At 60.5% G+C, this 25,119-nt stretch carries 23 protein-coding genes and 1 pseudogene; 12 read left to right on the top strand and 12 right to left on the bottom strand.

Translation table 11 applies throughout. From position 1 onward, the window contains the following. Positions 1–2 precede the first annotated feature (2 nt). Positions 3–1,145 (top strand): sigma-54-dependent Fis family transcriptional regulator, encoded by a 1,143-nt coding sequence (locus tag PQQ95_RS09690; RefSeq protein WP_408437164.1) that lies wholly within the window; start codon positions 3–5, stop codon positions 1,143–1,145. Between the two features lie 71 nt (positions 1,146–1,216). Here the strand turns inward: PQQ95_RS09690 and PQQ95_RS09685 are convergent. Then, positions 1,217–2,136: pseudogene (locus PQQ95_RS09685) on the bottom strand (DMT family transporter). 231 nt (positions 2,137–2,367) lie between these two features. Here PQQ95_RS09685 and PQQ95_RS09680 point away from each other — a divergent pair. Continuing rightward, positions 2,368–3,093 carry an AraC family transcriptional regulator gene (locus PQQ95_RS09680; RefSeq protein WP_408437454.1) on the top strand — a complete coding sequence of 242 codons (726 nt, stop codon included), beginning with the start codon at positions 2,368–2,370 and terminating at the stop codon, positions 3,091–3,093. A gap of 66 nt (positions 3,094–3,159) precedes the next feature. Here the strand turns inward: PQQ95_RS09680 and PQQ95_RS09675 are convergent, their stop codons facing one another. Both PQQ95_RS09675 and PQQ95_RS09670 read right to left on the bottom strand, forming a co-directional pair. Further along, positions 3,160–4,746 carry an acyl-CoA synthetase gene (locus PQQ95_RS09675; protein ID WP_408437163.1) on the bottom strand — a complete coding sequence of 529 codons (1,587 nt, stop codon included), beginning with the start codon at positions 4,744–4,746 and terminating at the stop codon, positions 3,160–3,162. Between the two features lie 67 nt (positions 4,747–4,813). Next, on the bottom strand, positions 4,814–5,980 hold the full coding sequence (locus PQQ95_RS09670; RefSeq protein ID WP_208647890.1) for an acetyl-CoA acetyltransferase: 1,167 nt from the start codon (positions 5,978–5,980) through the stop codon (positions 4,814–4,816). A gap of 385 nt (positions 5,981–6,365) precedes the next feature. Between PQQ95_RS09670 and PQQ95_RS09665 the strand changes: the two genes are divergently transcribed. The 3 genes from PQQ95_RS09665 (at position 6,366) to PQQ95_RS09655 (ending at position 10,184) form a co-directional block, all read left to right on the top strand. Continuing rightward, entirely contained in the window at positions 6,366–7,385 is a 1,020-nt protein-coding gene (locus tag PQQ95_RS09665) for a TRAP transporter substrate-binding protein (RefSeq protein ID WP_408437162.1), read from the top strand. Positions 7,386–7,391: 6 nt separating this feature from the next. Continuing rightward, the gene (locus PQQ95_RS09660; RefSeq protein WP_408437161.1) at positions 7,392–9,275 is read left to right on the top strand and encodes a TRAP transporter large permease; all 1,884 of its coding nucleotides are present in this window, start codon (positions 7,392–7,394) and stop codon (positions 9,273–9,275) included. Between the two features lie 108 nt (positions 9,276–9,383). Beyond that, the gene (locus PQQ95_RS09655) at positions 9,384–10,184 is read left to right on the top strand and encodes an SDR family NAD(P)-dependent oxidoreductase (protein WP_408437160.1); all 801 of its coding nucleotides are present in this window, start codon (positions 9,384–9,386) and stop codon (positions 10,182–10,184) included. A 52-nt stretch (positions 10,185–10,236) separates the two neighbouring features. On the opposite strand, the gene thrS is transcribed toward PQQ95_RS09655, so the two are convergent. Then, positions 10,237–11,481, bottom strand: a complete 1,245-nt coding sequence (gene thrS, locus PQQ95_RS09650; RefSeq protein WP_408437159.1) for a threonine--tRNA ligase — start codon at positions 11,479–11,481, stop codon at positions 10,237–10,239. Between the two features lie 347 nt (positions 11,482–11,828). On the opposite strand from thrS, the gene PQQ95_RS09645 reads away from it, so the two are divergent. Both PQQ95_RS09645 and PQQ95_RS09640 read left to right on the top strand, forming a co-directional pair. Beyond that, a complete protein-coding gene (locus PQQ95_RS09645; RefSeq protein ID WP_408437158.1) occupies positions 11,829–12,314 on the top strand; it encodes a GNAT family N-acetyltransferase in 486 nt (161 codons plus the stop codon). A 42-nt stretch (positions 12,315–12,356) separates the two neighbouring features. After that, positions 12,357–12,686, top strand: a complete 330-nt coding sequence (locus PQQ95_RS09640) for a low molecular weight protein tyrosine phosphatase family protein (RefSeq protein ID WP_408437157.1) — start codon at positions 12,357–12,359, stop codon at positions 12,684–12,686. A gap of 27 nt (positions 12,687–12,713) precedes the next feature. On the opposite strand, the gene PQQ95_RS09635 is transcribed toward PQQ95_RS09640, so the two are convergent. The 3 genes from PQQ95_RS09635 to PQQ95_RS09625 all read right to left on the bottom strand — a co-directional run bounded on the left by PQQ95_RS09635 (position 12,714) and on the right by PQQ95_RS09625 (position 15,026). Further along, the gene (locus PQQ95_RS09635; protein WP_408437156.1) at positions 12,714–13,298 is read right to left on the bottom strand and encodes a flavin reductase family protein; all 585 of its coding nucleotides are present in this window, start codon (positions 13,296–13,298) and stop codon (positions 12,714–12,716) included. Between the two features lie 75 nt (positions 13,299–13,373). Further along, positions 13,374–14,072 carry a signal peptidase I gene (lepB, locus tag PQQ95_RS09630; protein ID WP_408437155.1) on the bottom strand — a complete coding sequence of 233 codons (699 nt, stop codon included), beginning with the start codon at positions 14,070–14,072 and terminating at the stop codon, positions 13,374–13,376. Between the two features lie 48 nt (positions 14,073–14,120). Then, the gene (locus PQQ95_RS09625) at positions 14,121–15,026 is read right to left on the bottom strand and encodes a fumarylacetoacetate hydrolase family protein (RefSeq protein ID WP_408437154.1); all 906 of its coding nucleotides are present in this window, start codon (positions 15,024–15,026) and stop codon (positions 14,121–14,123) included. A gap of 184 nt (positions 15,027–15,210) precedes the next feature. On the opposite strand from PQQ95_RS09625, the gene cynR reads away from it, so the two are divergent. After that, on the top strand, positions 15,211–16,104 hold the full coding sequence (cynR, locus tag PQQ95_RS09620; RefSeq protein ID WP_408437153.1) for a transcriptional regulator CynR: 894 nt from the start codon (positions 15,211–15,213) through the stop codon (positions 16,102–16,104). Positions 16,105–16,222: 118 nt separating this feature from the next. Here the strand turns inward: cynR and PQQ95_RS09615 are convergent, their stop codons facing one another. The 3 genes from PQQ95_RS09615 to PQQ95_RS09605 all read right to left on the bottom strand — a co-directional run bounded on the left by PQQ95_RS09615 (position 16,223) and on the right by PQQ95_RS09605 (position 19,567). Further along, positions 16,223–16,729, bottom strand: coding sequence for a GNAT family N-acetyltransferase (locus PQQ95_RS09615; RefSeq protein ID WP_408437152.1), 507 nt, complete (start codon positions 16,727–16,729; stop codon positions 16,223–16,225). 150 nt (positions 16,730–16,879) lie between these two features. Then, on the bottom strand, positions 16,880–17,602 hold the full coding sequence (locus tag PQQ95_RS09610) for a P-loop NTPase family protein (RefSeq protein ID WP_408437151.1): 723 nt from the start codon (positions 17,600–17,602) through the stop codon (positions 16,880–16,882). Positions 17,603–17,764: 162 nt separating this feature from the next. Then, positions 17,765–19,567, bottom strand: coding sequence for a sensor domain-containing diguanylate cyclase (locus PQQ95_RS09605; protein WP_408437150.1), 1,803 nt, complete (start codon positions 19,565–19,567; stop codon positions 17,765–17,767). 281 nt (positions 19,568–19,848) lie between these two features. Between PQQ95_RS09605 and PQQ95_RS09600 the strand changes: the two genes are divergently transcribed. Genes PQQ95_RS09600 through PQQ95_RS09590 form a run of 3 tightly spaced genes read left to right on the top strand, consistent with a single transcriptional unit; the run spans position 19,849 to position 22,667 of the window. After that, positions 19,849–20,259, top strand: coding sequence for a GntR family transcriptional regulator (locus PQQ95_RS09600; RefSeq protein ID WP_408437149.1), 411 nt, complete (start codon positions 19,849–19,851; stop codon positions 20,257–20,259). Continuing rightward, positions 20,249–21,145, top strand: a complete 897-nt coding sequence (locus PQQ95_RS09595) for an ABC transporter ATP-binding protein (protein ID WP_408437148.1) — start codon at positions 20,249–20,251, stop codon at positions 21,143–21,145. The genes PQQ95_RS09600 and PQQ95_RS09595 overlap by 11 nt, the downstream gene beginning before the upstream one ends. A gap of 1 nt (position 21,146) precedes the next feature. Next, entirely contained in the window at positions 21,147–22,667 is a 1,521-nt protein-coding gene (locus tag PQQ95_RS09590; RefSeq protein WP_408437146.1) for a hypothetical protein, read from the top strand. 235 nt (positions 22,668–22,902) lie between these two features. Here the strand turns inward: PQQ95_RS09590 and PQQ95_RS09585 are convergent, their stop codons facing one another. Then, complete coding sequence (locus PQQ95_RS09585) at positions 22,903–23,496, bottom strand: TonB family protein (RefSeq protein WP_408437144.1); 594 nt, start codon at positions 23,494–23,496, stop codon at positions 22,903–22,905. Between the two features lie 193 nt (positions 23,497–23,689). On the opposite strand from PQQ95_RS09585, the gene PQQ95_RS09580 reads away from it, so the two are divergent. Continuing rightward, positions 23,690–24,346, top strand: a complete 657-nt coding sequence (locus tag PQQ95_RS09580) for an aspartate/glutamate racemase family protein (protein ID WP_408437142.1) — start codon at positions 23,690–23,692, stop codon at positions 24,344–24,346. Positions 24,347–24,662: 316 nt separating this feature from the next. Here PQQ95_RS09580 and PQQ95_RS09575 read toward each other — a convergent pair whose 3' ends face one another. Then, on the bottom strand, positions 24,663–24,995 hold the full coding sequence (locus tag PQQ95_RS09575; protein ID WP_408437140.1) for a hypothetical protein: 333 nt from the start codon (positions 24,993–24,995) through the stop codon (positions 24,663–24,665). Between the last annotated feature and the right edge of the window lie 124 nt (positions 24,996–25,119).

The raw sequence follows: 25,119 nt of genomic DNA, 5'->3' as shown, positions 1-25,119 counted from the left end.
CCATGACCGCCCACGACCCATTGGACCGCGCCCGTGCAGACTCATCTCGCTCATCGGCGCTGCCGCTTGGCCGACTATGTGGCGACGATCCTACGATGCTGGCCACGTTATCGCGTGCCCGCCTGCTCATCGACCGGCAACTTCCCATTCTGATTCTCGGTGAAACCGGCACCGGCAAGGAGTATCTCGCGCGTGCGCTGCACGACTACAGCAATCGCCGGCAGGCGGCGATGGTGTCGGTGAATTGCGGCTCCATTCCCGAGAACCTGATTGAAAGCGAACTGTTCGGCTACACACGCGGCGCGTTCTCCGGTGCGCTTTCGACTGGTATGAAAGGCAAGGTCGTACTCGCGCATCGCGGCACCCTATTCCTCGACGAAATCGGCGATATGCCCGCAGCGCAGCAAACCCGCCTGCTGCGCGTACTGTCTGAGCGCGAAGTGACGCCGATCGGTTCGGCCGAGCCGATCGCGGTCGATCTCCAACTGATCTGTGCAACGCATCAGAACATCGAATCGCATGTCGAAGCGGGGACATTCCGCGAAGATCTCTATTACCGGATCGCCGTGGGCATCGTGCATCTGCCGCCGGTGCGCGAACGGCAGGACCGCGCATGGCTGCTGCAATCGATCCTCGAACGCGAAGCGCCGGGCATGACGCTCGAGGCCAACGTCGACAGCGAGGCATGCGAGATTCTGCTGCACTACAAATGGCCGGGCAATCTGCGGCAGATGCGTGCGGCACTTCAGTATGCGTGCGCCGTGAAGAACGGCGACATGATTCGCACGGGTGACCTGCCGGCCAATGTGCAGCCCGGTAAAGGCGTGAGCGGGCGTATCGGTCCGAACCCGACGTATCACACCGTGTTTCAGGCAGCGCCGCAGCCGTACGCCGCGTCACGTGACAGCAGCGGCCATGCCACATCGCATACCGCGCGTTTCGCAGATGCGCCTCGCTTGCCCGTCACGCCGCCGAGCGAACGCGACAACATTTTGCGTGCGCTCTCCGCGAGCCGCTGGAACATCTCGGCCGCATCGCGCGAACTCGGCATTTGCCGCGCGTCGCTTTACCGCAAGCTCAGGCGGTTTCGCATTCCGCACGTGCGCGACCTGGGCAGCGATATGCTGATGGCGGATCACGGCTGAACGCATGCATGCATCAACAGGGCGCGTGCTTTTTAAAAGCACGCGCCCCGTCAGATGTCTTTCGTGATGGTCTATTTCCGCGCCGTGGCCGTTTCCACCGCGGGTCGTTTGAACATTTGCGCGACGATCACCCCGACAAGCGCAGTACCGCCGCCGAGCACGTGATACATGTGCAGTGTTTCGCCGAGCATTGCGATCGCGATCAGCGCAGTCGCGATCGGCAACACGTTCATGAACAGCGCGCAACGATTCGGACCGAGATGCTTGACGCCCTGCATCCAGAGAAACGGCAGCACCACTGAGGCCAGCACGCCGGCATACAGGATCAGCGGTATGCTCGCGCGCGTCGGCACGGCCTCGGCTGCCGGCAGCCGGCAGCCGGCAGCCGCAGCAGCATGGGCAGCATGAACACCAGTGCGAACAGGGCCTGCAGGTAGGTGGATTGCCACGACGGCAAGCCCACGTGCCAGCGCTTGAGCAGCACGCCATACAGCGCGTAGGCAAGCGCCGCGAAAATCATCAGCAGATCGCCGAGATGCGCGCCGTTGGCCAGCAACATCGCCGGATTGCCTTGCGTGATCAGATACACCACGCCGGCCAGCGAGAGGATTCCGCCGCCCACCATGCCGGTGGTCGGCGCTTCGCCGAGCAGCAGGGTGCTCGCCACCATCGTCATCAGCGGCACCAGCGCGGTGATGATCGACATATTGGTCGCCGTAGTGGTCTTGGCCGCTTCATACGAGAGGCTCTGGAACAGGGCCATCGCGAGAAAGCCGAGCACCGCGAGCTTCGGCAGTTGCGGGACGATCGCCGCGCGATTGCGCCAGGCGGGCCTCAGCGTGAACAGGCTCATCAGCGCGACCGCCAGCAACAGACGGTAGAACGTGATCGCCGACGGGTCGATGGTGTGAGCGGACAGCTTCGACACGATGACATTGCCGGCCCACAACAGGATTGCCACAAAGGGAAACAGGAAATACGATTTCTTCATGTCGCGCTCTAGATGATTGTCGATAGGATTCGGAGGCTCCGAAGTGACATGAATTTTTGCGCTCGCACACAAGGTCCGTCTCACGCCAAAAGGTCTTTACCTGTCGCGAAACGGTCAACTATCCGATGAAGGGCAACACCACGAATGAACGCGAGATCTCCCATCTCCGCGGCACGCCACGCTGAGACACCCACCGCACCAGGCGCGCACGTGCCGTTCGAAAGCACGCCTATGCCCGTCTCCGCGATGGCTGCGTGGTATCCGCACGGCACCGTGATTGCGCCGCACCGTCATCGGCGAGCGCAATTGCTCTATGCGATCGAAGGCGTGATGCTGATCGAATCTGCAACCGGTTCGTGGGTCGTGCCGCCCACACGTGGTGTGTGGCTCGAACCCGAGGTCGATCATTCGGTGCAAATGAGCGGTGACGTAAAGATGCGCACGGTGTTCGTCGAACCCGGCGCGACCGCGCATTTTCCCACCCGCAGTTGCGTGGTCGAAGTGCATCCGCTGTTGCGCGAGTTGATACTCGCGGCGATCGACGTGCCACCGGATTACACCGGCGGCTCGCGCGACGATCATCTGATGCGCCTGCTGCTGGCGGAGCTGAACGCGGTGCCGTCGCTGCCGCTCTATCTGCCCTGGCCGACCGATCGGCGTTTGCGCGAGGTATGCAACAGCCTGTTCGCCGCCCCCGACGACAATCGCACCATCGGCGCGTGGGCCAGCACACTGGATGTATCCGAAAAGACCTTTCATCGCTGGTTTCAGCGCGAAACCGGTCTGACGTTCGGCCGCTGGCGTCAGCAGGCGCGGCTTCTGCTGGCGCTCAAACGCCTCGCGCATGGCGAGAAGATCATCGCGGTCGCGCTGGATCATGGCTACACGAGCCAAAGCGCTTTCGCGGCGATGTTCAAGCGGCATTTCGGCGTGGTGCCGTCGGCGTTTTACGCGTAGCGGTTCGACTTCCTTGCCCTGCGCGCGGCTAATGCTGCACGCGACCGCGCCGGGCAAGCTGAAGCGTCAGCGTTCCGCCGTCACGGCTTCTTGCGGGACGGACAGCAACACCTTGATATCTTTCTTGACGATCTTGCCGTACGCGGACTTGGGGAGCGCGTCCCAGAACACGCAGCGTTTCGGCCATTTGTAGCGCGCGAGATGCGGTTCGAGATGCGCGAGCAAGACATCCTCCTCAAGTGCCCAGCCTTCGCGCCGCACCACCACCGCGACGCCGATTTCCCCCCACTTGGGATCGGGCATGCCGACCACCGCGACCTCCTGCACGGCCTTATGGGTCAGAATCGCCTCTTCAACTTCGCGCGGATAGACGTTCGAGCCGCCGGAAATGTACATGTCCGACGAACGTCCGGTGATGTACAGGAAGCCCTGTTCGTCGAGATGGCCTAAGTCTCCGGTATGAAACCAGCCATGGCGGAAGGCCTTTTCGTTCGCCTCTGCATGGTTGTAATAGCCGACGAACACCGCCGGTCCGCGCACGCAAATCTCGCCGCTCGCGCCCGCTGCGAGGCGATGGCCCTCGTCGTCGAGAATGCCGATTTCGATGCCGGTGCGCGCATAGCCGCAGGTGCCGACGCGACTGTCGGCAGCATGGTCGTCGGCGGTATGCAGCGAGGGCGGCAGCACCGTGATGTTGCCGGTCACTTCGCCGAGGCCGTAGTACTGCACGAGCACCTTGCCGAGTTTTCGTAACGCATGCTTCTGGTCTTCGCGATACATCGGCGCGCCGGCATAGATCACGTACTTCAGCGAGCGGTGATCGTAACGGTCCACCGATTCATGCTCGGTCAGCATCTTGACGATCGTCGGCACGGTGAACATATTGTCGACGCGATGTTCCTGCACCAGCGCCCACGCTTCTTCCGCATCGAGCTTCTCCGAGGCCGGCAAGACGCTGGCCGCCGCGCGCGCCACGTTGACCATTGCATGAATGCCCGCGCCATGCGACAGCGGCGCCACCACCAGCGAGCGCGACTCGTGCGTCAACCCGGGCATCAGATCGGCAATGTGGTTGGTCAGCACAAAAGCCATCTGCCCATGCGTGAGCACGCCCGCTTTCGGGCGGCCCGTGGTACCGGACGTATAGAAGAACCAGAGCGGATCGTCGCGATCCACATCCACCGCGGCGAACGGCGGCGCGTCCATCTGCTGCGCGAGTGTCTCGTAGGCGAGTTCGCCCACCCGCGGCGTGCCGATCGCGATCACATGCTGCAAGGCGGGCGACGCCGCGCGCACCGCATCGACGTGAGCATCGAATCCGGCCTCGTAAATCATCGCCGCCGCGCCGCTCGATTCGCCGAGATACGCCGCCTCCGCTGCGGTAATCCGGCAGTTGGTCGGCACCCACACGGCGCCGAGTTTGAACGCGATCCACGCGCTTTCGAACAGCGCCAGGTTATTGCGTGAATGCACGAGAATCTTGTCGCCCTTGCCGATGCCGAGCCGGCTCAAACCGTGCGCGACCGCGTCGACGCGCGCGTTGATGTCGTGCCAGCTTACGCTGCGTTCGGCGTGGATGAAGCCGGGTTGATCGGCGTGGCGTCGGGCTGCGTCGGTCAGCAGATTCCCGAGGTTCATGACGGTGGTCAGCATAAGCCAGTGCTTTGAAGAAAGAGAAGTGGGGAGACGCGCATGCCGGGTCCAGGTTATGAAAGGTCTTTCAGCGGCGTGCTTCGAGAATGCTCAGATAATTGGTCACGGCCGCGCCGCCCATATTGAAGACGCCGGCCGTGCGCGCATTCGGAATCTGCATCGCGCCGGCCTGGCCGCTCACCTGCATCGCCGCCATCACGTGCATCGACACGCCGGTCGCGCCGACCGGATGCCCCTTCGCCTTCAGTCCGCCCGATGCATTGACCGGCAAGCGTCCTTCTTTCGTGGTCACACCGTCGAGAATCACCCGCGCGCCCTGTCCCGGTTCGGCCAGCCCCATCGCTTCGTACTCGATCAGCTCGGCAATCGTGAAGCAGTCGTGCGTTTCGACCAGCGACAGATCGTCGAGCGTCATACCCGCTTGCGCCAAGCCTTGCTTCCACGCGAGACGCGCGCCTTCGAAGGCGATCGGATCGCGGCGCGACAGTGGCAGGTAGTCGCTCACCTGCACCGTGGCGCGAAACTCGACCGCGTGACGCGCGCGCCGCGCAATGTCCGGCGACGCAATGATCAAGGCGGCCGCCCCGTCCGAAATCATCGAGCAGTCGGTACGCTTCAGCGGCCCGGCGACGAACGGGTTTTTCTCCGATGGCGTTCGGCAAAAGTCATAGCCGAAATCGCGCCGCATATGCGCATACGGATTCGACACGCCGTTGTGATGGTTCTTCGCGGCAATCGCGGCCAGTGCGTCCGACTGATCGCCATAGCGATCGAAATACGTTTGCGCGAGCTGACCGAAAATGCCGGCGAAACCACCTGGCACGTCCGCCTCCTCGCTTGCATACGAGCATTTCTGCAGCACCTTGCCGACTTCGGCAGTGGGCAGGCTCGTCATCTTTTCGTAGCCGATCACCAGCGCGCAGGCGGAACGCCCCGAGCGCACCGCATCGAGCGCGGAGTACACCGCGGCCGAGCCGGTAGAGCATGCGTTCTCGCAACGCACGGTCGACGTGAAGCGCATGTCAGGAATCGCGTTGAAGACGAGCGCCGACGGAAAGTCCTGATAGACGAACCCGCCGTTAAAGGTGCCCACGTGAATCGAATCGATCTGACCGGCTTCGACGCCGGCATGCTCGAGCGCGCCGAGCGCACTGTCGGCAATCATGCGTTCGATGTCCAACGCGTCGAGTTTGCCGAACGGGATATGGCTCCATCCGATGATGGTCGGTTGCATTGCGAACAACTCCTTGGCTTGGGAATGACGGCTCTTCATGCAAAAGCCAGGCCAGCCAGATGATTCGTTTCATCACCGCGATCTGGCAGGCACGGTCCGTACGAAGCGAGCGCCGTACCCATGCGGGCCACGCGCAGCAACAGCCTCCCATCCCGCTTTCGCACCGCGCACGAGTCCGCCGTCCCCTCCTCGCTCGCGTGCGACACAAAGCATGCGACAGGTGTCGCATTCGCTCGACACCTGCACGGCATGCCCGGCCTGGCAATAACCCGGGGTTGCCGCCTTAGCGCCAATACCCGCGCGGCTCGCGCCAAATGGCATTCAATTTGCTTTTAGGTAGCCGCCGGCCTTCGAAGCGGCAAACATAAAACTCAGGAGACAGACGATGAGCGTTACCACCCGGCGCGACTTTCTCAAATGCGCTTCTCTTGCCGCCGCAGCGTCGTTCGCCGGTCTGCACGGCCGCTCCGCGCACGCCGCCGAGTTCACTCTCAAGTACGCGAACAACCTGCCCGCCACCCATCCGATGAACCTCCGCGCGAAGGAAGCCGCGACGCGCATCGCGTCGGAAAGCAAAGGGCGGGTCGATTTTCAGGTGTATTCGAACAATCAGTTGGGCAGCGATACCGACATGCTCTCGCAGGTCCGCTCGGGTGCGATCGACTACTTCACGCTGTCGCCGCTGATTCTCGGCACCCTCGTGCCGGCCGCGCAGATCACCGGGGTCGGCTTCGCGTTCAAGGACTACGACCAGGTGTGGGCCGCGCTCGACGGCGCACTCGGCGCGCGCGTGCGCCAGGAGATTGCAAAGACCTCGGTGTTCGCGTTCGACAAGATCTGGGACAACGGCTACCGTCAAACCACCACCAGCACCAAGCCGATCCATCTGCCGGGCGACCTGAAAGGCATCAAGCTGCGCGTGCCGATGAGTCCGCTCTGGACTTCGATGTTCCAGGCACTCGGTGCGTCGCCGGCAAGCATCAATTTCTCCGAGGTGTATTCGTCGCTGCAAACGCGGGTCGTGGAAGGCCAGGAGAATCCGCTCGCCACCATCACCGCGGCCAAGCTTTACGAGGTGCAGAAGTATTGCTCAATGACCAATCACATGTGGGACGGCTTCTGGTTCCTCGCGAACAAGCAGTCGTTCGCGCGTCTGCCGAAGGACCTGCAGACCATCGTGCAGAACGCCGTCAACGATGCGGCCGTGCAGGAACGCGCGGACGTCGCCAGGTTGAACGCGTCGCTAATGCCGGATCTGAAAACGAAAGGCCTGCAGTTCAACGACGTCGATATCAATGCGTTCCGTCGCCAGTTGACTTCAACCGGCTTCTACGCCGACTGGCACAAGAAATTCGGCGACGACGCGTGGACCGCCCTCGAAAAATACACCGGCAAACTCGCCTGACGCGCCATGCATCTGACCTTGACGAAGAAACTGGAAAACGAAGGCTGGCTCGCGCGCGGCCTGACGACCGCCGTCGATTGGGTGATGCACGGCGTGGGCGCGGTAGCAGCCTGCCTGGTGGTCGCCGAGACGGTGATTCTGCTATGTGGCGTGATCTTTCGTTACGGGCTGGACCAGCCGCTGATCTGGTCCGACGAACTCGCGTCGATCCTGTTCAGCTGGCTGGCCATGCTCGGCGCCGTGCTCGCCTTGCATCGCGGCACGCATATGCGTCTCACCGCGATCGTCACGCGTTTGCCGGAGAAATGGCGCGGCTGGCTTGAAGCGGTCAGCGCGCTCACCGTCTGCACCTTCGTCGCGCTCATCATCACCCCGGCCATCGAACACATGAATTTGCAGATGCCGGTCAGCACGCCCGCCCTGCAGTTGCCGGACGGCTGGCGTTGCGCTGCGTTGCCGGTCGGTGCCGCGTTGATGCTGATGGCGGCGCTTGCCCGCATCGCACGTGAAGTGAGTCCCGGACAGTTCGCCGGCGCCTTGCTCACCGCAGGCGTGATCGCTGCCGCGTTATGGATCGCGCAACCCTACCTGCTCGCGCTCGGCAACCTGAATCTGATCGTGTTCTTCGTGGTGCTGGTCGGCTTGTGCGTGGCGGGCGGCGTGCCGATCGCGTTCAGCTTCGGCACCGCGACGCTCGCCTATCTGGTGCTGATGACGCATGCGCCGCTCGGCATCGTCGTGAGCCGGATGGATGAAGGGATGGCGAATCTGGTGCTGCTCTCGGTGCCGCTGTTCGTGCTGCTTGGCGCGTTGCTGGAATTGAGCGGGCTCGCGCGTTGCCTGATCGACTTCATGGCCGCGTTGCTCGGCCACGTGCGCGGCGGGCTGCAATACGTGCTGCTCGGCGCAATGTTTCTCGTTTCCGGCATATCCGGCGCGAAAGCGGCCGACATGGCGGCGATCGCGCCGGCGCTGTTCCCCGAAATGCAGCGGCGCGGCGCGAAACCCGAGGAACTGGTCGCGCTGTTGTCGTCAACCGGCGCGATGACCGAAACGATTCCGCCGAGCCTCGTGCTGATCACAATCGGCGCGGTGTGCGGCGTGTCGATCACCGCGTTGTTCGTCGGCGGAATCATGCCGGCCGTGGTCGCGACCATCGCCATTGGCTTCGTCTGCTGGCGGCGTGCACGGCATGAACCGGCGAGCAACAGCACGCGTGCGCCCTTGCGAACGATTCTGCGCACCTTTGTGATCGCACTGCCCGCGCTCGCGCTGCCGATGCTGATTCGCGTGGTGGTGATCGAGGGTGCGGCCACCGCTACCGAGGTGTCGACCATTGGCATTGCGTACACGCTGATCGCAGGCGTGCTGCTGCATCTGTGCGGACGCCGGATCGAATGGCGCCGCTTCTATTCGCTGCTGCTCGACACCGCCAGTCTGTCCGGCGCCATTCTGCTGATCATCGGTCTGGCCACCGCGATGGCGTGGGCGCTCACGCAATCGGGTTTCTCCGCATCGCTGGTGGCGGCGATGGAGCACATACCGGGCGGCCCACGTGCGTTTCTGTGTGTGTCGATCGTGTTGTTCGTGGTGCTCGGCAGCGTACTCGAGGGGATTCCCGCAATCGTGCTGTTCGGCCCGCTGCTGTTTCCGGTGGCGCGGGCGCTCGGCATTCACGACGTTCACTACGCGATGGTCGTGATCCTGTCGATGGGGCTCGGCCTGTTCGCGCCGCCCATGGGCGTGGGTTTCTATGCCGCGTGTGCGATCGGCAAGGTGTCGCCGGATCGGGTCGTGAGCCGCGTATGGGGTTATCTCGGCGCGCTGCTCATTGCACTGCTGGTGGTCGCATTCGTGCCGTGGCTATCGATTGGTTTTTTGACGACGTGACTGCCCTTTGAAGCGCGGCGCTTTGGCGCCTGCTTTTTGATTCCTGCTTTCTGATCTCTGTTTTGAAACCGATTTCTTCCACTGTTTCCCATCATCCGAGAGTTCGCAGTGAACCTGAATACTGAAACTTCCTGCCGTGGCCAGTCTTCCCTCAACCATCCGCGCGTCGCGCTCGTCACGGGCGGCGGTAACGGCATCGGTGCGGCCATCTCCCGGCAGCTTGCTGAAGCGGGACACATTGTCTTCATCGCCGACATCAACGCGCACGCCGCGAACGACCTCGCGGGTTCGCTGTGTGCCTCCGGTTATGAGGCGTATGCGATACAGCTCGACGTGTCCGCACCGGCCTCGATCGACGCCGCGTTCGACGCCATCGAGAACCAGTTCGGCCGCTGCGACATCCTCGTGAACAACGCCGGCATCGCCAAGACGTTTCCGTTTCTCGACTATCCGGTCGAACACTGGCGCAAAGTCTTCGACGTGAACGTGACCGGGCCCATGCTGTGCGGCCAGCATGCTGCGCGGCTGATGCGCAAGGGCGGCTGGGGACGCATCGTGAACATCGCCTCGGTTAGCGGACTGCGCGCAAGTTCGGGACGCACCGCTTATGGCACATCGAAGGCCGCGGTAGTTGGACTGACGCGGCAGATGGCGATTGAGCTCGCCGAATACGGCATCACGACCAACGGCGTCGCACCAGGGCCGATCGATACGCCAATGACGCTCGATCTGCATTCGCAAGTCGCGCGCGACAATTACACGCGCGCGGTACCGGCGAAGCGTTACGGCGTGCCCGCGGAAATCGCCGCTGTGGTCCAGTTCCTGTGCTCCGAGCAGGCCTCGTATGTGAACGGCCAGACGGTGCCAGTGGACGGCGGTTTCATGGCGGCAGGGGTATTGGAGATCTAGGGGGACGCCATCACCGGCGGCAAGTACGCGTCAACCGGTGATGGACTATCCGTCATGGCGTGGCTCGCAGCAGCGGTGAGAGCACAGCCAGCCGTAAATGGCCGACACCCTCCGCGAGCGCAAGCGTCGATTGCTGCCCGTCGCGCAGACGAATGCTGATCGTCCTGCCGCGCTCATCACGCGAACCGACCGCGACAAAAATCGGCACCTGCTTTTCCCTTGCGTCGACGATCTTCTTCTCCAATCGCTCGGGTCGGCTGTCGAGCAACGCTCTGATGCTGGCGTCTTCGAGCGCCTGCATCACTTCCTGCGCGTAGGCCGCGTTCGCATCGCTGATCGTGGCGACCACGACCTGCTCCGGCGCGAGCCACACCGGCAGCCATCCTTCGTGATGTTCGAGCAGCATCGCAATGAAACGCTCCATGCTGCCAAGCACGGCGTGATGAATCATCACCGGCCGCTCGCGTTCGTTGCGTTCGTTGACGAACTCCGCGTCGAGCCGGTCCGGCAGCACGAAATCAAGCTGGATCGTGCCGCATTGCCAACTGCGCTCGCGGCTGTCCGTCAGATGAAACTCCAGTTTCGGGCCGTAAAATGCGCCCTCGCCTTCGAGGATGTCGAATTCGAGACCCGCTGCACGCGCTGCATTGGCCAGCGCCTCTTCTGCGCGATCCCACGTTTGATCGTTGCCCGCACGCATAGCGGGCCGCGTGGCTAATGCCACTTTGAAACTGGGGAAACCGAGGTCTGCATAGACCGCACGCAACAGCGAACAGAAGCGGCCGACTTCAGCTTCGATATGCGCCTCCGTGCAGAACACATGCGCGTCGTCCTGCACGAATGCACGCGTACGCTTGAGCCCTTCAAGTGAACCCGACGGTTCATCACGATGACACGCGCCGAACTCGCTATACCGAACCGGTAGCTCACGATACGACCGCACGCGCTGGTTGAACACCTGCACGTGACACGGACAACTCATCGGTTTCAGGCACAACGCCCGCCCTTGTTCCGCATCGCCTTGTTCCCCAGGGACACGTTCCGCCGCGGCAAACGAATACATCGCCGCGCCAAACTTCTCCCAATGACCGCTTTTCTCCCACAACGAGCGCGCCAGCAATTGCGGCGTACGGATTTCGCGAAAGCCCGCGCGCCGCATGCGGGCGCGAATGTAGTCTTCCAGCACACGGTAAAGCTCCCAGCCGCGCGGGTGCCAGAAAACCATGCCGGGACCCTCTTCCTGTTGATGGAAGAGGTCGAGTTTGTTGCCTAGTACGCGATGGTCGATGTCGTTCACGGTGACGCTCCATTGGGTTTGAAATTGCAAATGCTGCAGATCGATGCCGCAAACGGAGGTCCAGAAACGCCAAAGGCCCCGTCCGTTTCCGGCGGGGCCTTTGGTGGTCTGCCACAGCTTCCTGCTTCTAGCGTGCGCAACCTCCAGACGACCCGCCTGTGAAGGTGGTCGTCGTGGTGGTGACGGCAGCGAAGGGAATCGAGTGGAAGTCCATGGATCGACAGTAAACGATTTTATGAGGGCACGTCAATCGCAATCTCGATAGACGGTACGATGGATGCCTGATCCGGAGTCGATGCATCTTCGTTAGAATTCGACTCGACATCCAACCGACCGAGCATCCCACCTTGACCATCCACATCCGCCCCGCCCACACAGCCGACGCCGCGCTGATTCTCCGCTTCATCACCGAACTCGCGGTGTATGAAAAGGCGGAGCACGAAGTTGTCGCAACTGTTGAAGACATCGAGGCGAGCCTGTTCTCCGCCGCATCCACGGCGAAGGCTTTGATCTGCGAAATGAACGGCGAGCCGATCGGATTCTGCGTTTACTTCTTTTCCTATTCGACGTGGCTCGGCAAACAGGGGCTCTATCTGGAAGACCTGTACATATCGCCGACATCGCGCGGCAGCGGCGCGGGCAAACAGATGCTTCGCCACCTCGCGCAGATTGCATGCGAAACAGGCTGTGGGCGCTTCGAATGGAGCGTGCTCGACTGGAACGAGCCGGCAATCGGCTTCTATGAATCGATCGGCGCGAGCGCGCAAAGCGAATGGGTTCGCTATCGGCTGGCGGGCGATGCGCTCACGGCGTTTGCCGACGGCGATAGGTGAGGCGCACTTGGCCTTCGAACAAAAACATCGCTAGATAGTCTAGTGATACGCGCCTTGTTTATCTGCAGCAAGAACCGCCTGCGCAGCCCGACGGCCGAACAGGTGTTCGCCGCGTGGCCGAACGTAGAAACCGATTCGGCCGGACTTGGTGCGGATGCCGACGTGCAGCTTTCGCCTGAGCAGCTTCGCTGGGCCGACATCGTCTTCGTCATGGAGAAAGCGCATCGAGCGCGATTATCGGCAAAATTCCGCACGTGTTTAAACGGCAAAAAAGTGATTTGCCTCGACATCCCCGACGACTATGCGTTCATGCAGCCCGAGCTCATCGCGCTGCTGGAACAGAAGGCGGGCAGATTTCTAAGGCAGAAATAGCGGCGTGGGCGGGCCGCCGCTAACCGATTACCCCGCCGCCCCGCTCGCCACGGGCTCGACTTCAAACGCGTCGCCCGTAGCGAAGAACGTCCCGCCCGCCACGTAATGGCACGTGCGCAGATTCGGATCATCGCCAAAGTGCCAACGGTTGTTCGAATACACGCGGCTATCTGCATACGCGGCAACCACTTCACCAATGATCAGATCGTGCCGCTGGCTATCGTCTGGAATCACCTTGCATTCCATCCACGTGATGCAGCCGGCCAGCATCGGCACATCGATTTCTTGCGCGGGAAAAGTCTCGAGGTCAAAGGCTGCAAACTTGTCGAGCTCAGCGCCCGCGTTCGTTCCCACCGCCAGCGTCTGCGCAGCAAATCCGCGGCTCGGCAGTTGCAATCCAAATACACCGCTCGCTTCAATCAGTTGCCGCGTGAGCGTGCGGCTGTCCACCACCACGACTACCTTCGGCGGGGTGAAATCGAGCGGCATCGCCCACGATGCGGCCATCACATTCGAGCGGCCGCCGTGCGCGCTGGTAATGATCGTGACTGGGCCATGATTCAGTAGCTGCGTGGCCCGCGACAATGCGACAGGTTCCCGGGTGACTTTCATGCGTGCTCTTCCGCGTCAAATGGATCAGGCAGATTGTAGCGGGGACGCGCAAAACGGGTGCAACGTGCCGCGTAATCAAGAGTTCTGTGGCAGGTAAGGGATATCCAGACGTTTGCCAAACCGGTCGGATCGTGGCAAATCGAAGTGAGTCGGGTCCAGCGAAAAGGCGACCCGACGCACCCGGCCCATGATCTCGGTACGCGGGAAAAATCCAAAATAGCGGGAGTCCGCACTGTCGTCGCGATTGTCGCCTAGCATCAAATACTCGCCGGCCGGCACGACGACTGGCCCGAACGAACTGCGAGGACTCGGAGCGCCGAGCGACAACCGCACCCTGTGTGCAACACCGTCGAATTGCTCGGTGAGATACTCGGCATGCGAGCTTGCATCGCCCGGCAATTGATCGAACCCAAGCGGCTGATAGTCCGCGCGCTTGCCGTTAAGGTATAGCACGTTGTTATGCATCGCCACGCTATCGCCAGGTACGCCAATTACCCGTTTGACGAGAAGTTCGTGCGCGGCCGATGAATCGATCGTCACGATGTCGCCGCGTTTAGGGTCACTCAAACGCGCAACTCCGATGTGAGTCAGCGGGACGCGCAATTCATAAGCCATCTTGTCGACGATGATGTGATCGCCGGGGCGAATGGTTGGCAACATTGAACCGCTTGGTACGACGTTCCAGTCGGCAATCGCACTGCGGAAGAGGGTCATCAGAAGCACCAACGCTACGAGACCTTTGTATTGCCGCCCTAGCCTGATAATCGTGTACATGGTGTGAACAGCCGTTCGTAAGAGTTGAAACCGCGGATTCGATGAGAATCAGGAAGCGCACAAAAAACTCATGTCACGCTTGATGGCACGAGGTCGGCAATATGCACCCCGACCTCGTGTCATCGTCTTCAGGCCAGGATCAGGTGCCGCTGTCCGCCAAGATGGCGTGATACCACATTCCAGCACGTCGCCGGGCTCCATGAATCGGTTTTTGCCGAACCCTACTCCCGGCGGTGTTCCTGTCGCGAGAATGTCGCCAGGAAGCAGCGTCATGTGCGCCGAGAAATAGGCGAGCATCTCGCCGATCGAGAACAGCATGTCACTCGTGTTGCCTTGCTGCTCGAACTGGCCGTTCAACTTCGTCCACAGTCCGAGATTCGCGCCATCGACACCGGTTGCCAGGTACGGTCCGATCGGTGAATAGCCGGGGCGTGACTTGGCACGCACCAGGTGCTGGCCGCCTTTTTCGTCGACCTGGGTTGCACGGTCCGAGATGTCGTTGATGCAGACATAACCAAAGATATAGTCGGCGGCGGCTGCTGCTGCGATGTCGCGAGCTTCGCGCCCCACAATGATTGCCAACTCCACTTCCCAATCCAGCTTCGTGCCGGCGTTAGGACCACGGGAGATCGGGTCGTTCGGGCCGGCAAGCGAGGTCACCGCCTTGAGAAAGACTTCCGGTTCGGTGGGCGGCGTCATCTTGAACTCTTCGATGTGTTTTTTGTAGTTGAAGCCGGTCGCTGCGATCTGACGGATACCACTGATTGGCGCGAGATAGGTGTATTCGCCGCGCAGCGGATTGAGCGCGGCCGTATCGACCTCGTTCAGAACACCGCTCGCGATGACTTCAGGCGTGATGTCCGCCGCGACCGGGCGCAGATCCAGATGCTGATCGCCAACGATGATAACGGGAACGGCGCGATCATTTACGAGGACTCGGGCAAATTGTTGCATCTCAACTCTCCTTCAATTGGGGCGACACCCTGTCTGATTCACGGGCGTCAGTCATGCGATGGGGCACTTTCCGCCATCGCGGCATCGACGTGTTTCGTTGCGCGTCTGACTACAGAATATGGATTGGATGCATAATCGTCCAAGACTCGTTTCTTACGCTTTCTATAAGCTGAGGTTATAGACAATGCTCCTCCGCCATATCCGATATCTCACGGCGGTCGTCGACAACGGCAGCTTTACCCGGGCGGCACAGGTACTGCATGTTTCGCAGCCGGCGCTATCGCAGCAAATCAAGGAACTGGAAGATCGCCTGGGCGCTCAGCTACTGGACAGAAGCGGACGCCGGGTCCGTCCAACGGATCAAGGGGCCGTGTACCTTCGTTATGCCCGCCATGTCCTGGAGGAACTCGACGAAGCCGCTCGCGCGGTGCGGGACGTCGAGGATCTTTCAACCGGCTCGCTCCGCCTTGGCGTGACACCGACCGTCGCAAGCTATCTGATCGGCCCGCTGGTGCAGCGCTTCAGATCAAGTTATCCGGGGATCTCGCTGTCGATTCGCGTGGTGTCGCAGCAGGAGGAAATCGAGCCGGCACTTCGGGACGACCGGTTGGACCTGGGGATCGGTTTTGGCGATATGCCGGTGGAGGATATCGACGTGACCCTCCTGCACAAGGAACGACTTGCCTTGATCGCCAGAGCAGGCCGATCGTCCGCGCGGAAGGCGGCCGTGACGCCCGCCGACGTTCTGGCCACTCCGCTGGCATTACTGGATACGTCTTTTTCGATCCGCAGAAGCGTGGATCGTTACTTCGCGCGCAGGGGCCTGCGTCCAGATATCGTGGTGGAGGCCAACTCCATCACAGTGCTGATTGAGATTGTTCGCCAGAGTGGCGTGGCAACGATCCTGCCGGAAAATGTCGCCGGCGCCGGTTTGACTGCAGCGAGAATCCGACCGGAACTCGAACTCAGGCCCGCTGCACTGCTCCAACGACGCAACGCTTACCGTTCTGCCGCGGTGCGTGCATTTACCGCGATGGCTCTGGAGGTGACGGCACCGTTCGCGAAGGGGCAACAGTGAGGGATTGGCCGGAGAGCTTCGGTTTTTGCGGCATTAAGTCGTCGCGATGCAACGAAAGCATCATCCAGCTCGTTCCGCACATCGGTGACTTCAATTTTCATGGTCGCCTGATCAAAAGCTAGTGGGCCAATTTTTCGTAAAGGGACCAGACATAGCCGCCGGGTTCCGGCTCTGTGTACAGTCCTACGCGCATAAAGCCAAGCAATTCGTAATAGGCACATAGTTTCGCGTTGTGGGTGGCGCAGTCGAGCCGAACAAAACGCCGGTTCACGGTGCTCACCTTGTTAGCGCACCAATCAAGCATGAAACTGCCGAGTCCACATCCGTTAAAACCTTTCCGCACACAAAGCCCATGCACATAACCGGCAATCGGTTCTTGAGGTCCCCAGTGCCTTTCATCGTCTAGATCGAGCGAAAACGTTCCGACCGAAGTGCCATCCAGCTCAACGACGTACACTTCTTTTTGAGCGACGTTGTTTCGTACCCACTGCTCGGAAAATCCGCTCCTTTCCTTGCCCCACGCATAATCGCCATGGGCTACCTTCTTAGCATGCGCATCGTTCCGGATCTGTGTAAGAACCGGAACGTCCTCTACCTTTGCCCGGCGGATGCTTTTTGAAGTCATCGCTTATGTCTCTGTTGAGCCGTCTTAATGGAGCAAGAACGCAGATTAGCAACGTGCCCTTACGTTATACCAACCAATTCTCGGATTGTCGGCAATCGACGACGTGTATTTGAAAGGCCTGCTTCTGGCCGACTGACACTGCCTGCCCCCTCATTCCGTCGGCAGCCCCAACTCACGCAGAATTTGCGTGTTATATGTCGGCCAGTCCCTTCGCGAATTTTCAATAGCGAGTTTGGTTAGCGGCAGTTCGCTAAATAAATCATCGGTGAGTCGACGATATTCACGATAAAGGGAGATCAGTCCATCTAGTCCCACGAAACCCCGGCGCACGCAGTAGGGGGCGGCGAGTTTCCAGTTGATCTGATAGTCAACCCATTCGGGTCCACGTTCTGCACAGACCGTTCGGATTGCTTCTTCGACATCTTCCTGCCAAAGGTAAAGGACGAACGGATTGAGCGGTGCAATGACTTTTGCCAGATTCTGTATGTAGCCAGAAATGAGCGCGCGGTCGGCTTCCATCAGCAGCAGGTGAGTCAGGTCTCCGTGAAAAAGCTGACCATCCAATATCCGGATCGGGGTATCTGTCTGCGTGTCGTCGACGAATGCGCTCCATCTGGCCAATGCACGGTCCGCGAGATTCTGTGGCGTTGCGTCTCGCCACGGCTCAAACCAGTGTTCGAGTTCATCGGTCGCGCGAACCGGGTGTGGGTCGGTCCTTTCATGGATAGGCACCGCCGCTCGCCCCGCATCTTGTAAGCGTTTCGCAATGAAACGCATGGTCGTTGACTTGCCCGATCCTATGATGCCCTCGACGATTATCAGCCGATGGGGATTGCAAGGTTCTCCCGCTAAGAACCCCATTTGACTTGCCATATTTCGCTCGCACCCGTTGCTCGTTGCTCGTTGCTCGTTGCTCGTTGCTCGTTGCTCGTTGCTCGTTGCTCGTTGCTCGTTGCTCGTTGCTCGTTGAAAGGTAGCTGGCACACGGCCGCGCGGTCCGTATTTTTAGCGATTCTTTAGGTATCCCTGGCGGCCCTAGTCGCCATAAATCTCGATTCGGTTCCGCCCCCGCTCCTTCGCACGGTACAGTGCCCTGTCACCGCGAGACAGCGACTGGTCGACACCAACGTCGGTTATACGCATTATGTCGATGCCGATGCTGACGGTCAGCGCAATGGGCTCATCGCCGTGCAACATAGGAGTTCGCGAAGCACGCTGCTGGACGCGTGCTGCGAGCGTGATGGCCGCGTCGGCACCCGTATTGGGCAGCACCATCGCGAATTCCTCACCGCCGAGACGGCCTACGATGTCACCGGCCCGCACTTCGGCGCGTAGCAGTGCGGCAAAGTGGCTAAGCGCTCTGTCGCCCACTGCGTGTCCCCAGCGGTCGTTGAGCGCCTTGAAATGGTCCAGATCGAACATCAGTACCGCGGCGACGCTACTGCCGGCGCGCCGGATGCGCGCCAACTCCGCTTCGCTTTGGATCATGAAGTGGCGGCGATTGGGCAGTTGCGTCAGGAAATCGATGGTTGCCAACTCCTGCAACTCCGCTTCGATATGCTTGCGATCGGTCACGTCCGTGATAAAGCCGTGCCACAGCGTGCTGCCGTCGTCCAGCCGTCGCGGCTGTGCATCACCTTGCCGCCAGCGCAAACCTTGCTCCGGCAGTTGCACCCGGTATTCCAGGTGCCACGGCAACAGGCTCGCGGCCGATTCTTCAAGCGATTTCCTATACGCGACCAGGTCGCGTGCATCGATCAGCGCGTCGATCGTCTGCGCACTCGTCGCGGCCTGCTGCGGCGTCAGCTCGTAAATGTCGCGGATTCCCTCGCTTGCATACGGGAAGAAGGCAAGCCCATCGGACATCAGCCTGTACTGGAAGACCATGCCCGGAACCTCGTTGGTCAGATTCGTGACCATCTCGATGGACTGCCGTAGCTGCGCGGCTGTCTCCCGCAGCGCAGTAATATCGGTCGACGTACCGACCATGCGCAGTGCGTGACCGTCGCTCCCGCGCTCGACGACCTTGCCGCGGCTACAGATCCATTTGTAGCTGCCGTCCTTGCAGCGAATCCGGTGCTCGACCACGTAGCTGTCGGTTTTGTTCTCGAAGTGACTTTGCATCGTCGCCTGCACGTAGGCGAGGTCGTCGGGATGCAGACGAAGATAGGCGTCTTCGATCCGGTTGCTGACCTCGTGCTCCTCGTAGCCGAGCATCGATTTCCAGGCAGGCGAGTAGTCGATTTTGCCAGTGACGACATCGCGGTCCCAGGTGCCGGTTTCGCTGCCGGCAAGCGCCAGCGTCATGATCTCCCCGCTGGCCTCCAGTTCTTCGACGCGGTGACGCAGCGTGGTGAGTGCCAGCTCGCGTTCGAGTCCGTGGGCGATCAGCCCGGCCAGTTCGCGCAGGAAATTCTGCTGCGCGTCATCGAGGTTGCGAGGCGATTTGTCCAGCAGGTACAGCGCGCCCAGGTGGCGCCCGTCGGCACTCGTCAGCCCGCAGGTAGCGTAAAAACGCGGCCAGCGCGTGGCGCGGCCAAAACGCTCGTCATCCGATGTATCTGGCACGACGACCACTTTGGTCGTTGCCGTGGCCGCATGCGACGACGGACCTGACAGATTCGGCGGCAGCACATCAGGCGACAACCCGTCGAGCGCCTGAAGCCGCTGCCCATGGGCGTCGGATAAGGTAACCAGAGCGGTTGCCACGCCGAAATGCGCCCGCGCGAGGCGCGTCAATGCCTGACATTGCACGTCAGCTGCCGGTATCGCCAAATTGCTGGCTGCGGGCGACGCAGATACAACGCCCTCTTCAACGGAAAATGGACTAGCCAGCATGGGAACGCATTCCGTACGGGTCGCGAAGCGAGGCAGAGAATTGTATAACGGCGCTGAACGCCGTGAATTTAGGCGGATTGACTCCCTGGCGCTGTGCAGTGATTGACGCGCTGAATTGCTTAAGCGCTAGCCGATGCCCATGCGCCAGAACTCCGGCAAGACATAGCGCGCCTCGACAGAAAGCTCGCCTAGGAACTGAGTCGGCATGATTCCCTTACAACCTGCCTGCCACACGGCCACATGAACGTCGGTTGACATCTTGGCGTACCACGTGTCACATTATGAATATGACACTACTCGATTACAAACCGCAACCGGGTCAATCGATATTCGACGCTGTGGTTTTTGCTGCCAAGCGCGCCTTCATCAGCGGCGACTACCTGCCTGGCCAGGAGTTTCCCTCGGTCAGGGCGCTGGCCGCAGAACTCAAAATTCACCCAAATACAGCGCACAAGATCATCCAGCACCTGGTCCATGAAGGTTGGCTGGAAGCGCGGCCGGGGATTGGGACCGTCGTCTGTGAGCCGCCCCAGGCGCGCCCCGGCGAAAAGGCAAAGTTGCTGGGGCACGAAGTCGAGGCACTGGTGGTTGGCGCGCGTCGCGTCGGTCTGACGCAGGCGGAATTGCTCGACGCCATCATCGAACGCTGGAACCGGATCGACATAGCGAGGGGAATACAAAATGATGATTGAGGCCCGGAATATCGAGAAGCGCTTCGGCTCATATGAGGCGCTCAGTGGCCTGAGTTTTTCGGTCAGGGAAGGGAGCGTCTATGCCCTGATTGGCGCCAATGGCGCCGGCAAAACGACCACGATCAAGATGATGATGAACATCCTCGCGCCGACGCGGGGTGATCTCACCTTGATGGGGACGCCATCACGCGAACTCACGAGCTACCACTTCAGCCAGATCGGCTACGTCTCGGAGAGCCAGGTGCTTCCTGGGCAAATGACCGTGGGTGCCTATCTGGATTACCTGAGACCGTTCTATCCGGATTGGGACGAAGCGCTGGAAAGAGCCATGTTGGAGCGGTTCAAGCTGCCGGTGGAGCGTAAAATCCGCGCCCTTTCACACGGTATGCGTATCGAGGTTGCACTCGTTGCCGCCCTGGCCTTCAAACCAAAGCTGCTGGTGCTCGATGAGCCATTCAGCGGCCTGGACCCGCTGGTACGCGACGACCTGATCGAAAGCGTACTGAGCCATGCTGAAGACCTCACTATCTTCATCTCATCGCACGAGCTGAACGAAATCGAGAGTTTCGTTAGCGACGTGGGTTTTCTCGACCAGGGTCGCCTGCTGTTCGAAGACTCGATCGAGGTCTTGAACGCACGCGTCCGCCTGATTCGCGTCACGTTGCAATCGACGGCCCCTCCTCCCGATACTTTGCCTCGCGCATGGATTGATCCCGGCACGTCGGGCAATGTTCTAAGTTTTGTGCATACGAAGTTTGCTGAGGATCGCCTGGCATCTGAAATCACCGCCGCATTCGGCGACGTCAAATTCGTTCAGGCCGAGCCGATGGACTTACGGTCGATATTTACCGCGTTCGCGCGGGCCGAACAAATGACGGGGAGATGATATGTGGCTGCATATTCTGAAAAAAGATCTGAGACTGCATTGGCCGTACGTAGCGGCGGTGTTCGCCCTGAAGATCGCGTCGGCCTGGATGATCCTGCGAATGGGGATTTTCGCCCAGCCACTGCAATTGCTGCTGCCACACGCACTCATCGACCTGGCGTTCTCTGGCGTGGCATGGTTCACTATCGTTTTGGTCGTACAGAGCGACCCCGTTGTGTCGAATAATGACGACTGGCTGATCCGTCCGATCCGTCGAAGCGACCTCGCGTTAGATAAAATTGGTTTCGCCGTCCTTGTAACCCTATTGCCGACCTTTGTTTTCAATCTTGGCGTCGGCCTTATGCATGGACTAGATCCACTGCCGGCGATCGGCGCGGCGGCCTATACAGGACTTCTCACATTTATCGGTGTCGGTCTGCCCGCATTAGCCGTCGGCACGATCACGGCTAGCTGGCGCCAGGCCGCAGGCATTGTCTTCGCGATCGTTCTAACGTGGGCTGCCGGCCTCATAATCACCGACGGTGAGATGGCTAACCTAGCTGGCTGGCCTGCTCAGTTAGCGCTCCAGATCATCTTTGTCATTGCAACGGCACTTGTCCTTACCCTGCAATACGGCCGACGGAACACGGCAACGTCGCGTGGTGTCTTCGTCGTGGCGGCAATTTGTACGTTCGCGGTGATGTTCATGCCGGGAATAGCGACGTCCCAGTCTCAACGTGTCAGTGACGATGGCAAAGTGCCGGAGACCGACCCGATCCGCCTGTCGTTCGATGACAAGTCCAAGGCGGAAGTGATCGGCGATGACCCGCAGTTCATGACCCCCGTCATCTACGTTCCGCTTAAAATCGCGGTCGACCCGGACCGTATAGTCACTGTCAATAACATCAACCTAAGTATCGATAGCAGCGACGGCAAGCCGTTATATCGCAGCACCATATCGCTTTTGTCGGGCCATCCTCCTCACCCGATCAGCAACGTCCTGGGTAATACCTTCGACGGTACAAGCAATGGTCACAAGTCGAACTATCAAGCGATCAATCTGCCAGCTGACATGTTCGCGAAATTCAAGAACACGCCGGGACGGATAACTCTGACCTACCACCTGAATTCCTATGCCCCAGCAGCAACCACTAAAGCCTCGCTGCCCTTGGGCACCTCGCAGAAAATTGCTGGCTTCGGCGTGTGCGAAACACGGCTCAATCCCGTCAATAGCCAGGTCGTCGAACTCTATTGTTTCCCAGCCCCAGACAGCTCAAACTGCATCGCAGCAACAGTGCTCGATCTCAACGGCACTCCGATCGGCGCGCCGCAAACCAGATGTTCGACCACATTTATGCCATGGAGTCTCAATACCAAGGCTCTGACTGAACCCGGCCAATTCGTGGTGGCACTCCCTGCGGCGAACGGCGCCACTATCCGGCCGCTTGCCCTTACGACCTATAAGGTAGCTAGTCACTTCACCCAGACGGTTGTCCTTCCCCAGGTGAGGCTTAAGGATTTGACGGGCCATGCCGGGACGTGATGATAGATGAGGTGTGTGGATCAAACTATCAGAAAGGTGCCTCTTGTGCCACGACCAGAATTCGGTTGTTAGAACAGGGAAAGTCGGACATTGCCGTTGATTGAAATGTTATTTGATCGACAGTCTCAAGCCCCTGAGTTGTGTAGCTTTGTTTTCCGGCAAAGGCCAGCAACTATCATGCAGAACAAAGCGAGAGTAAAGGCTAGACGGGTAGGTTTCAAAAGCCGCGGAAGCTCTATTCGCACGTGCGGGCACTTCCCACCGTTATGCAATGCTTGACTGACCAATGGCTTTCGCCTGTGATTCCCGTGCCGCCTCCAATTCCGAGCGGGCGATGTGGAGGCCGGAGATGGAATTCGATTCTCGACACGTTTTGATTAGGCGGTGCCGGTGGTAACGGCAAAGCAGCGACAATCGCACGTTGTACGGCGGCGTCCCACGCGTCGTTGCCGCTCGTGTGTAGCAGCGCGACAGAGCGTACCGAACCGTCAGGATCGAGCCGGAGAGATACGATTGCGTCCGGATTGCCAAGATCGTTACTTGCATCCACAAACATGTGGCTGCTCAGCGCGCAACTGACATAGTGCCGCCATTGCAACGCGTTCAATTCGCCTACCTTCAAGCTTGGCTCGCCGCTACCTGCTGCGTGAGCGAGGCAAACTCTCACTATGTTGTCAGCAGACGGTATAGGAGATTCGTTGCTATTTGCCACGACGTCGGCGGTGCAAGCGCTCAGTAAGGACAGCACGAGCGGAATCAGAGCAATGGCAAGTGTTGTCTCTCGCACAACAACTCCAAAGAAAAGGCTGCCCAGACCACCGAGACGCATTACAGCAATTCAAACGCCGCATTGTCAACGATCTGGAGTTGTCGTTCGAATGTCGGCTTCTGGCCGATCGCTACCTGAAGGCAATCGGCAGCACGCAAATCATGGGCGCCGTTGCGCTTTCGACATAAAAACCATTCAGTCGTCTCTTGCTCCAGGCGAGAATGCAAAACCACCACAAACCGTTGGAGAAACCGTGCGTATCGTCTGCTTGCACACCGCTGACAGCAACATCGCCCTGTTCGATGCAGCCGCCCACACCGCCGGATTCGAGGCACTCGAGTTGACGCACGTGGTCCGCGCCGACTTGCTTGCCGCCGCTGAGCAGGCAGGCGGCTTGACCGAGGCGATCGCGGCGCAAACCCGCGAGGTGCTCCTCACGCTGAAGGACAACGCTCACGCCGTTTTGCTCAACTGTTCGACGCTCGGCCCGTCAGTGAATGACGCCCTAGCCGCGCAAGCCGCACCGGTCCCGGTTCTGCGGGCCGATGCCGCATTGGCTCAGCGCGCGGTGAAAGACGGCGGCAAGGTGGTCGTGCTGTGCACCGTCTCCACCACACTCGACCCGACCACCCGCGTGTTTGCCCAAGCCGCCACGCATACCGCGGCGCATGTCGAGGTTCAGCTGGTGAGCGGCGCGTGGGACCGTTTCAGAGCAGACGACACAGCAGGCTATCTGTCCATGATCGCCGCCGCTGCGGACGCGGCCTACGAAAATGGTGCGGACGTCGTGGCATTCGCACAAACATCCATGGCAGGCGCAGCCTTGATGGTCATCGGCGGGGCGAAACCTCTGACCACACCGGCCATCGCCCTCGCAGCTGCAGTCCACGCAGCCACACTTGCAGCCTGAAGCGCGATGTTCGCCGAGTACCTCGTCAAATGGGATCTGCTGCCGGACGGCGCGCCGATTCGTACGCATAGCAACCGCCTGCTGCCGGTGCGCCAGCACGGCGCGCGGCGCTGAAGACGAAGACGAAGACGAAGACGAAGAGGAAGAGGAAGAGGAAGAGGAAGAGGAAGAGGAAACCATCGTAGCCGGCCGGATGCAACCGCTAAACCGCAGTCGAATACCTCCGCCTTGCATTCGCGTCTCGATCCCTATCGGTGAACGCAATTGCCATCAGGCGGCAGCCGGCAAGCCACCGCCCCAACTCAGCGTCTGTCAATCAATGCGGAGCCTTGCCATTGGGTATCGCGTCCAACGGCTTATGCTGCTCTTCGCCGAGTCCCGGGAAAAACGCGTTCCACGCGGCGCGCACGCCCTGCGCCGCGGTGGCCTCTGCGCCGATCGATTCCGCCTCGCCGTCGGCAGCTTTCGACGGGTCCGCGGAAAGGCCGCGCCAGTGCGTGAAGACCAGCAACGGTTTTTCGGTCCATATGCCGTCGCCATATTTCGCAAATGCCGTGTCGCCGCTCGTCAACTGCACCTCGTACCAGCCTTCACGGACGGGCGTGTGGGCAGCGAGCTCAAACCAGGCGGTCGGTTCGATTTCCTTCATGTCGTCTCCGGTCGGATAAATCGTCAAAGATAACCACAAGCAAGGCATTCTTCATGCCCGAGCCCGGTAACGGCCCGGCAGCCGCGCGCCGCACATAACGCGATGTTTCAAGGCGGTGCACTGG

Origin of the sequence: Paraburkholderia caffeinilytica (assembly GCF_046030355.1) — a bacterium.
Lineage (GTDB): Bacteria > Pseudomonadota > Gammaproteobacteria > Burkholderiales > Burkholderiaceae > Paraburkholderia > Paraburkholderia caffeinilytica_B.
The sequence above is the reverse complement of the archived record's forward strand: the minus strand, read 5'-3'. Positions and strand labels throughout refer to the sequence as shown.

Excerpts from the sequence above, each read along its gene's own strand:
- lepB (WP_408437155.1), bottom strand. The coding sequence starts at position 14,072 with ATGTACACGATTATCAGGCTAGGGCGGCAATACAAAGGTCTCGTAGCG.
- PQQ95_RS09665 (WP_408437162.1), top strand. The coding sequence starts at position 6,366 with ATGAGCGTTACCACCCGGCGCGACTTTCTCAAATGCGCTTCTCTTGCC.
- PQQ95_RS09615 (WP_408437152.1), bottom strand. The coding sequence starts at position 16,729 with ATGACTTCAAAAAGCATCCGCCGGGCAAAGGTAGAGGACGTTCCGGTT.
- PQQ95_RS09675 (WP_408437163.1), bottom strand. The coding sequence starts at position 4,746 with ATGCTGACCACCGTCATGAACCTCGGGAATCTGCTGACCGACGCAGCC.
- PQQ95_RS09575 (WP_408437140.1), bottom strand. The coding sequence starts at position 24,995 with ATGAAGGAAATCGAACCGACCGCCTGGTTTGAGCTCGCTGCCCACACG.
- PQQ95_RS09680 (WP_408437454.1), top strand. The coding sequence starts at position 2,368 with ATGCCCGTCTCCGCGATGGCTGCGTGGTATCCGCACGGCACCGTGATT.
- PQQ95_RS09660 (WP_408437161.1), top strand. The coding sequence starts at position 7,392 with ATGCATCTGACCTTGACGAAGAAACTGGAAAACGAAGGCTGGCTCGCG.
- PQQ95_RS09595 (WP_408437148.1), top strand. The coding sequence starts at position 20,249 with ATGATGATTGAGGCCCGGAATATCGAGAAGCGCTTCGGCTCATATGAG.
- PQQ95_RS09585 (WP_408437144.1), bottom strand. The coding sequence starts at position 23,496 with ATGCGTCTCGGTGGTCTGGGCAGCCTTTTCTTTGGAGTTGTTGTGCGA.
- PQQ95_RS09605 (WP_408437150.1), bottom strand. The coding sequence starts at position 19,567 with ATGCTGGCTAGTCCATTTTCCGTTGAAGAGGGCGTTGTATCTGCGTCG.
- PQQ95_RS09600 (WP_408437149.1), top strand. The coding sequence starts at position 19,849 with ATGAATATGACACTACTCGATTACAAACCGCAACCGGGTCAATCGATA.
- PQQ95_RS09625 (WP_408437154.1), bottom strand. The coding sequence starts at position 15,026 with ATGCAACAATTTGCCCGAGTCCTCGTAAATGATCGCGCCGTTCCCGTT.
- PQQ95_RS09590 (WP_408437146.1), top strand. The coding sequence starts at position 21,147 with ATGTGGCTGCATATTCTGAAAAAAGATCTGAGACTGCATTGGCCGTAC.
- cynR (WP_408437153.1), top strand. The coding sequence starts at position 15,211 with ATGCTCCTCCGCCATATCCGATATCTCACGGCGGTCGTCGACAACGGC.
- PQQ95_RS09610 (WP_408437151.1), bottom strand. The coding sequence starts at position 17,602 with ATGGCAAGTCAAATGGGGTTCTTAGCGGGAGAACCTTGCAATCCCCAT.
- PQQ95_RS09670 (WP_208647890.1), bottom strand. The coding sequence starts at position 5,980 with ATGCAACCGACCATCATCGGATGGAGCCATATCCCGTTCGGCAAACTC.
- PQQ95_RS09635 (WP_408437156.1), bottom strand. The coding sequence starts at position 13,298 with ATGAAAGTCACCCGGGAACCTGTCGCATTGTCGCGGGCCACGCAGCTA.
- PQQ95_RS09690 (WP_408437164.1), top strand. The coding sequence starts at position 3 with ATGACCGCCCACGACCCATTGGACCGCGCCCGTGCAGACTCATCTCGC.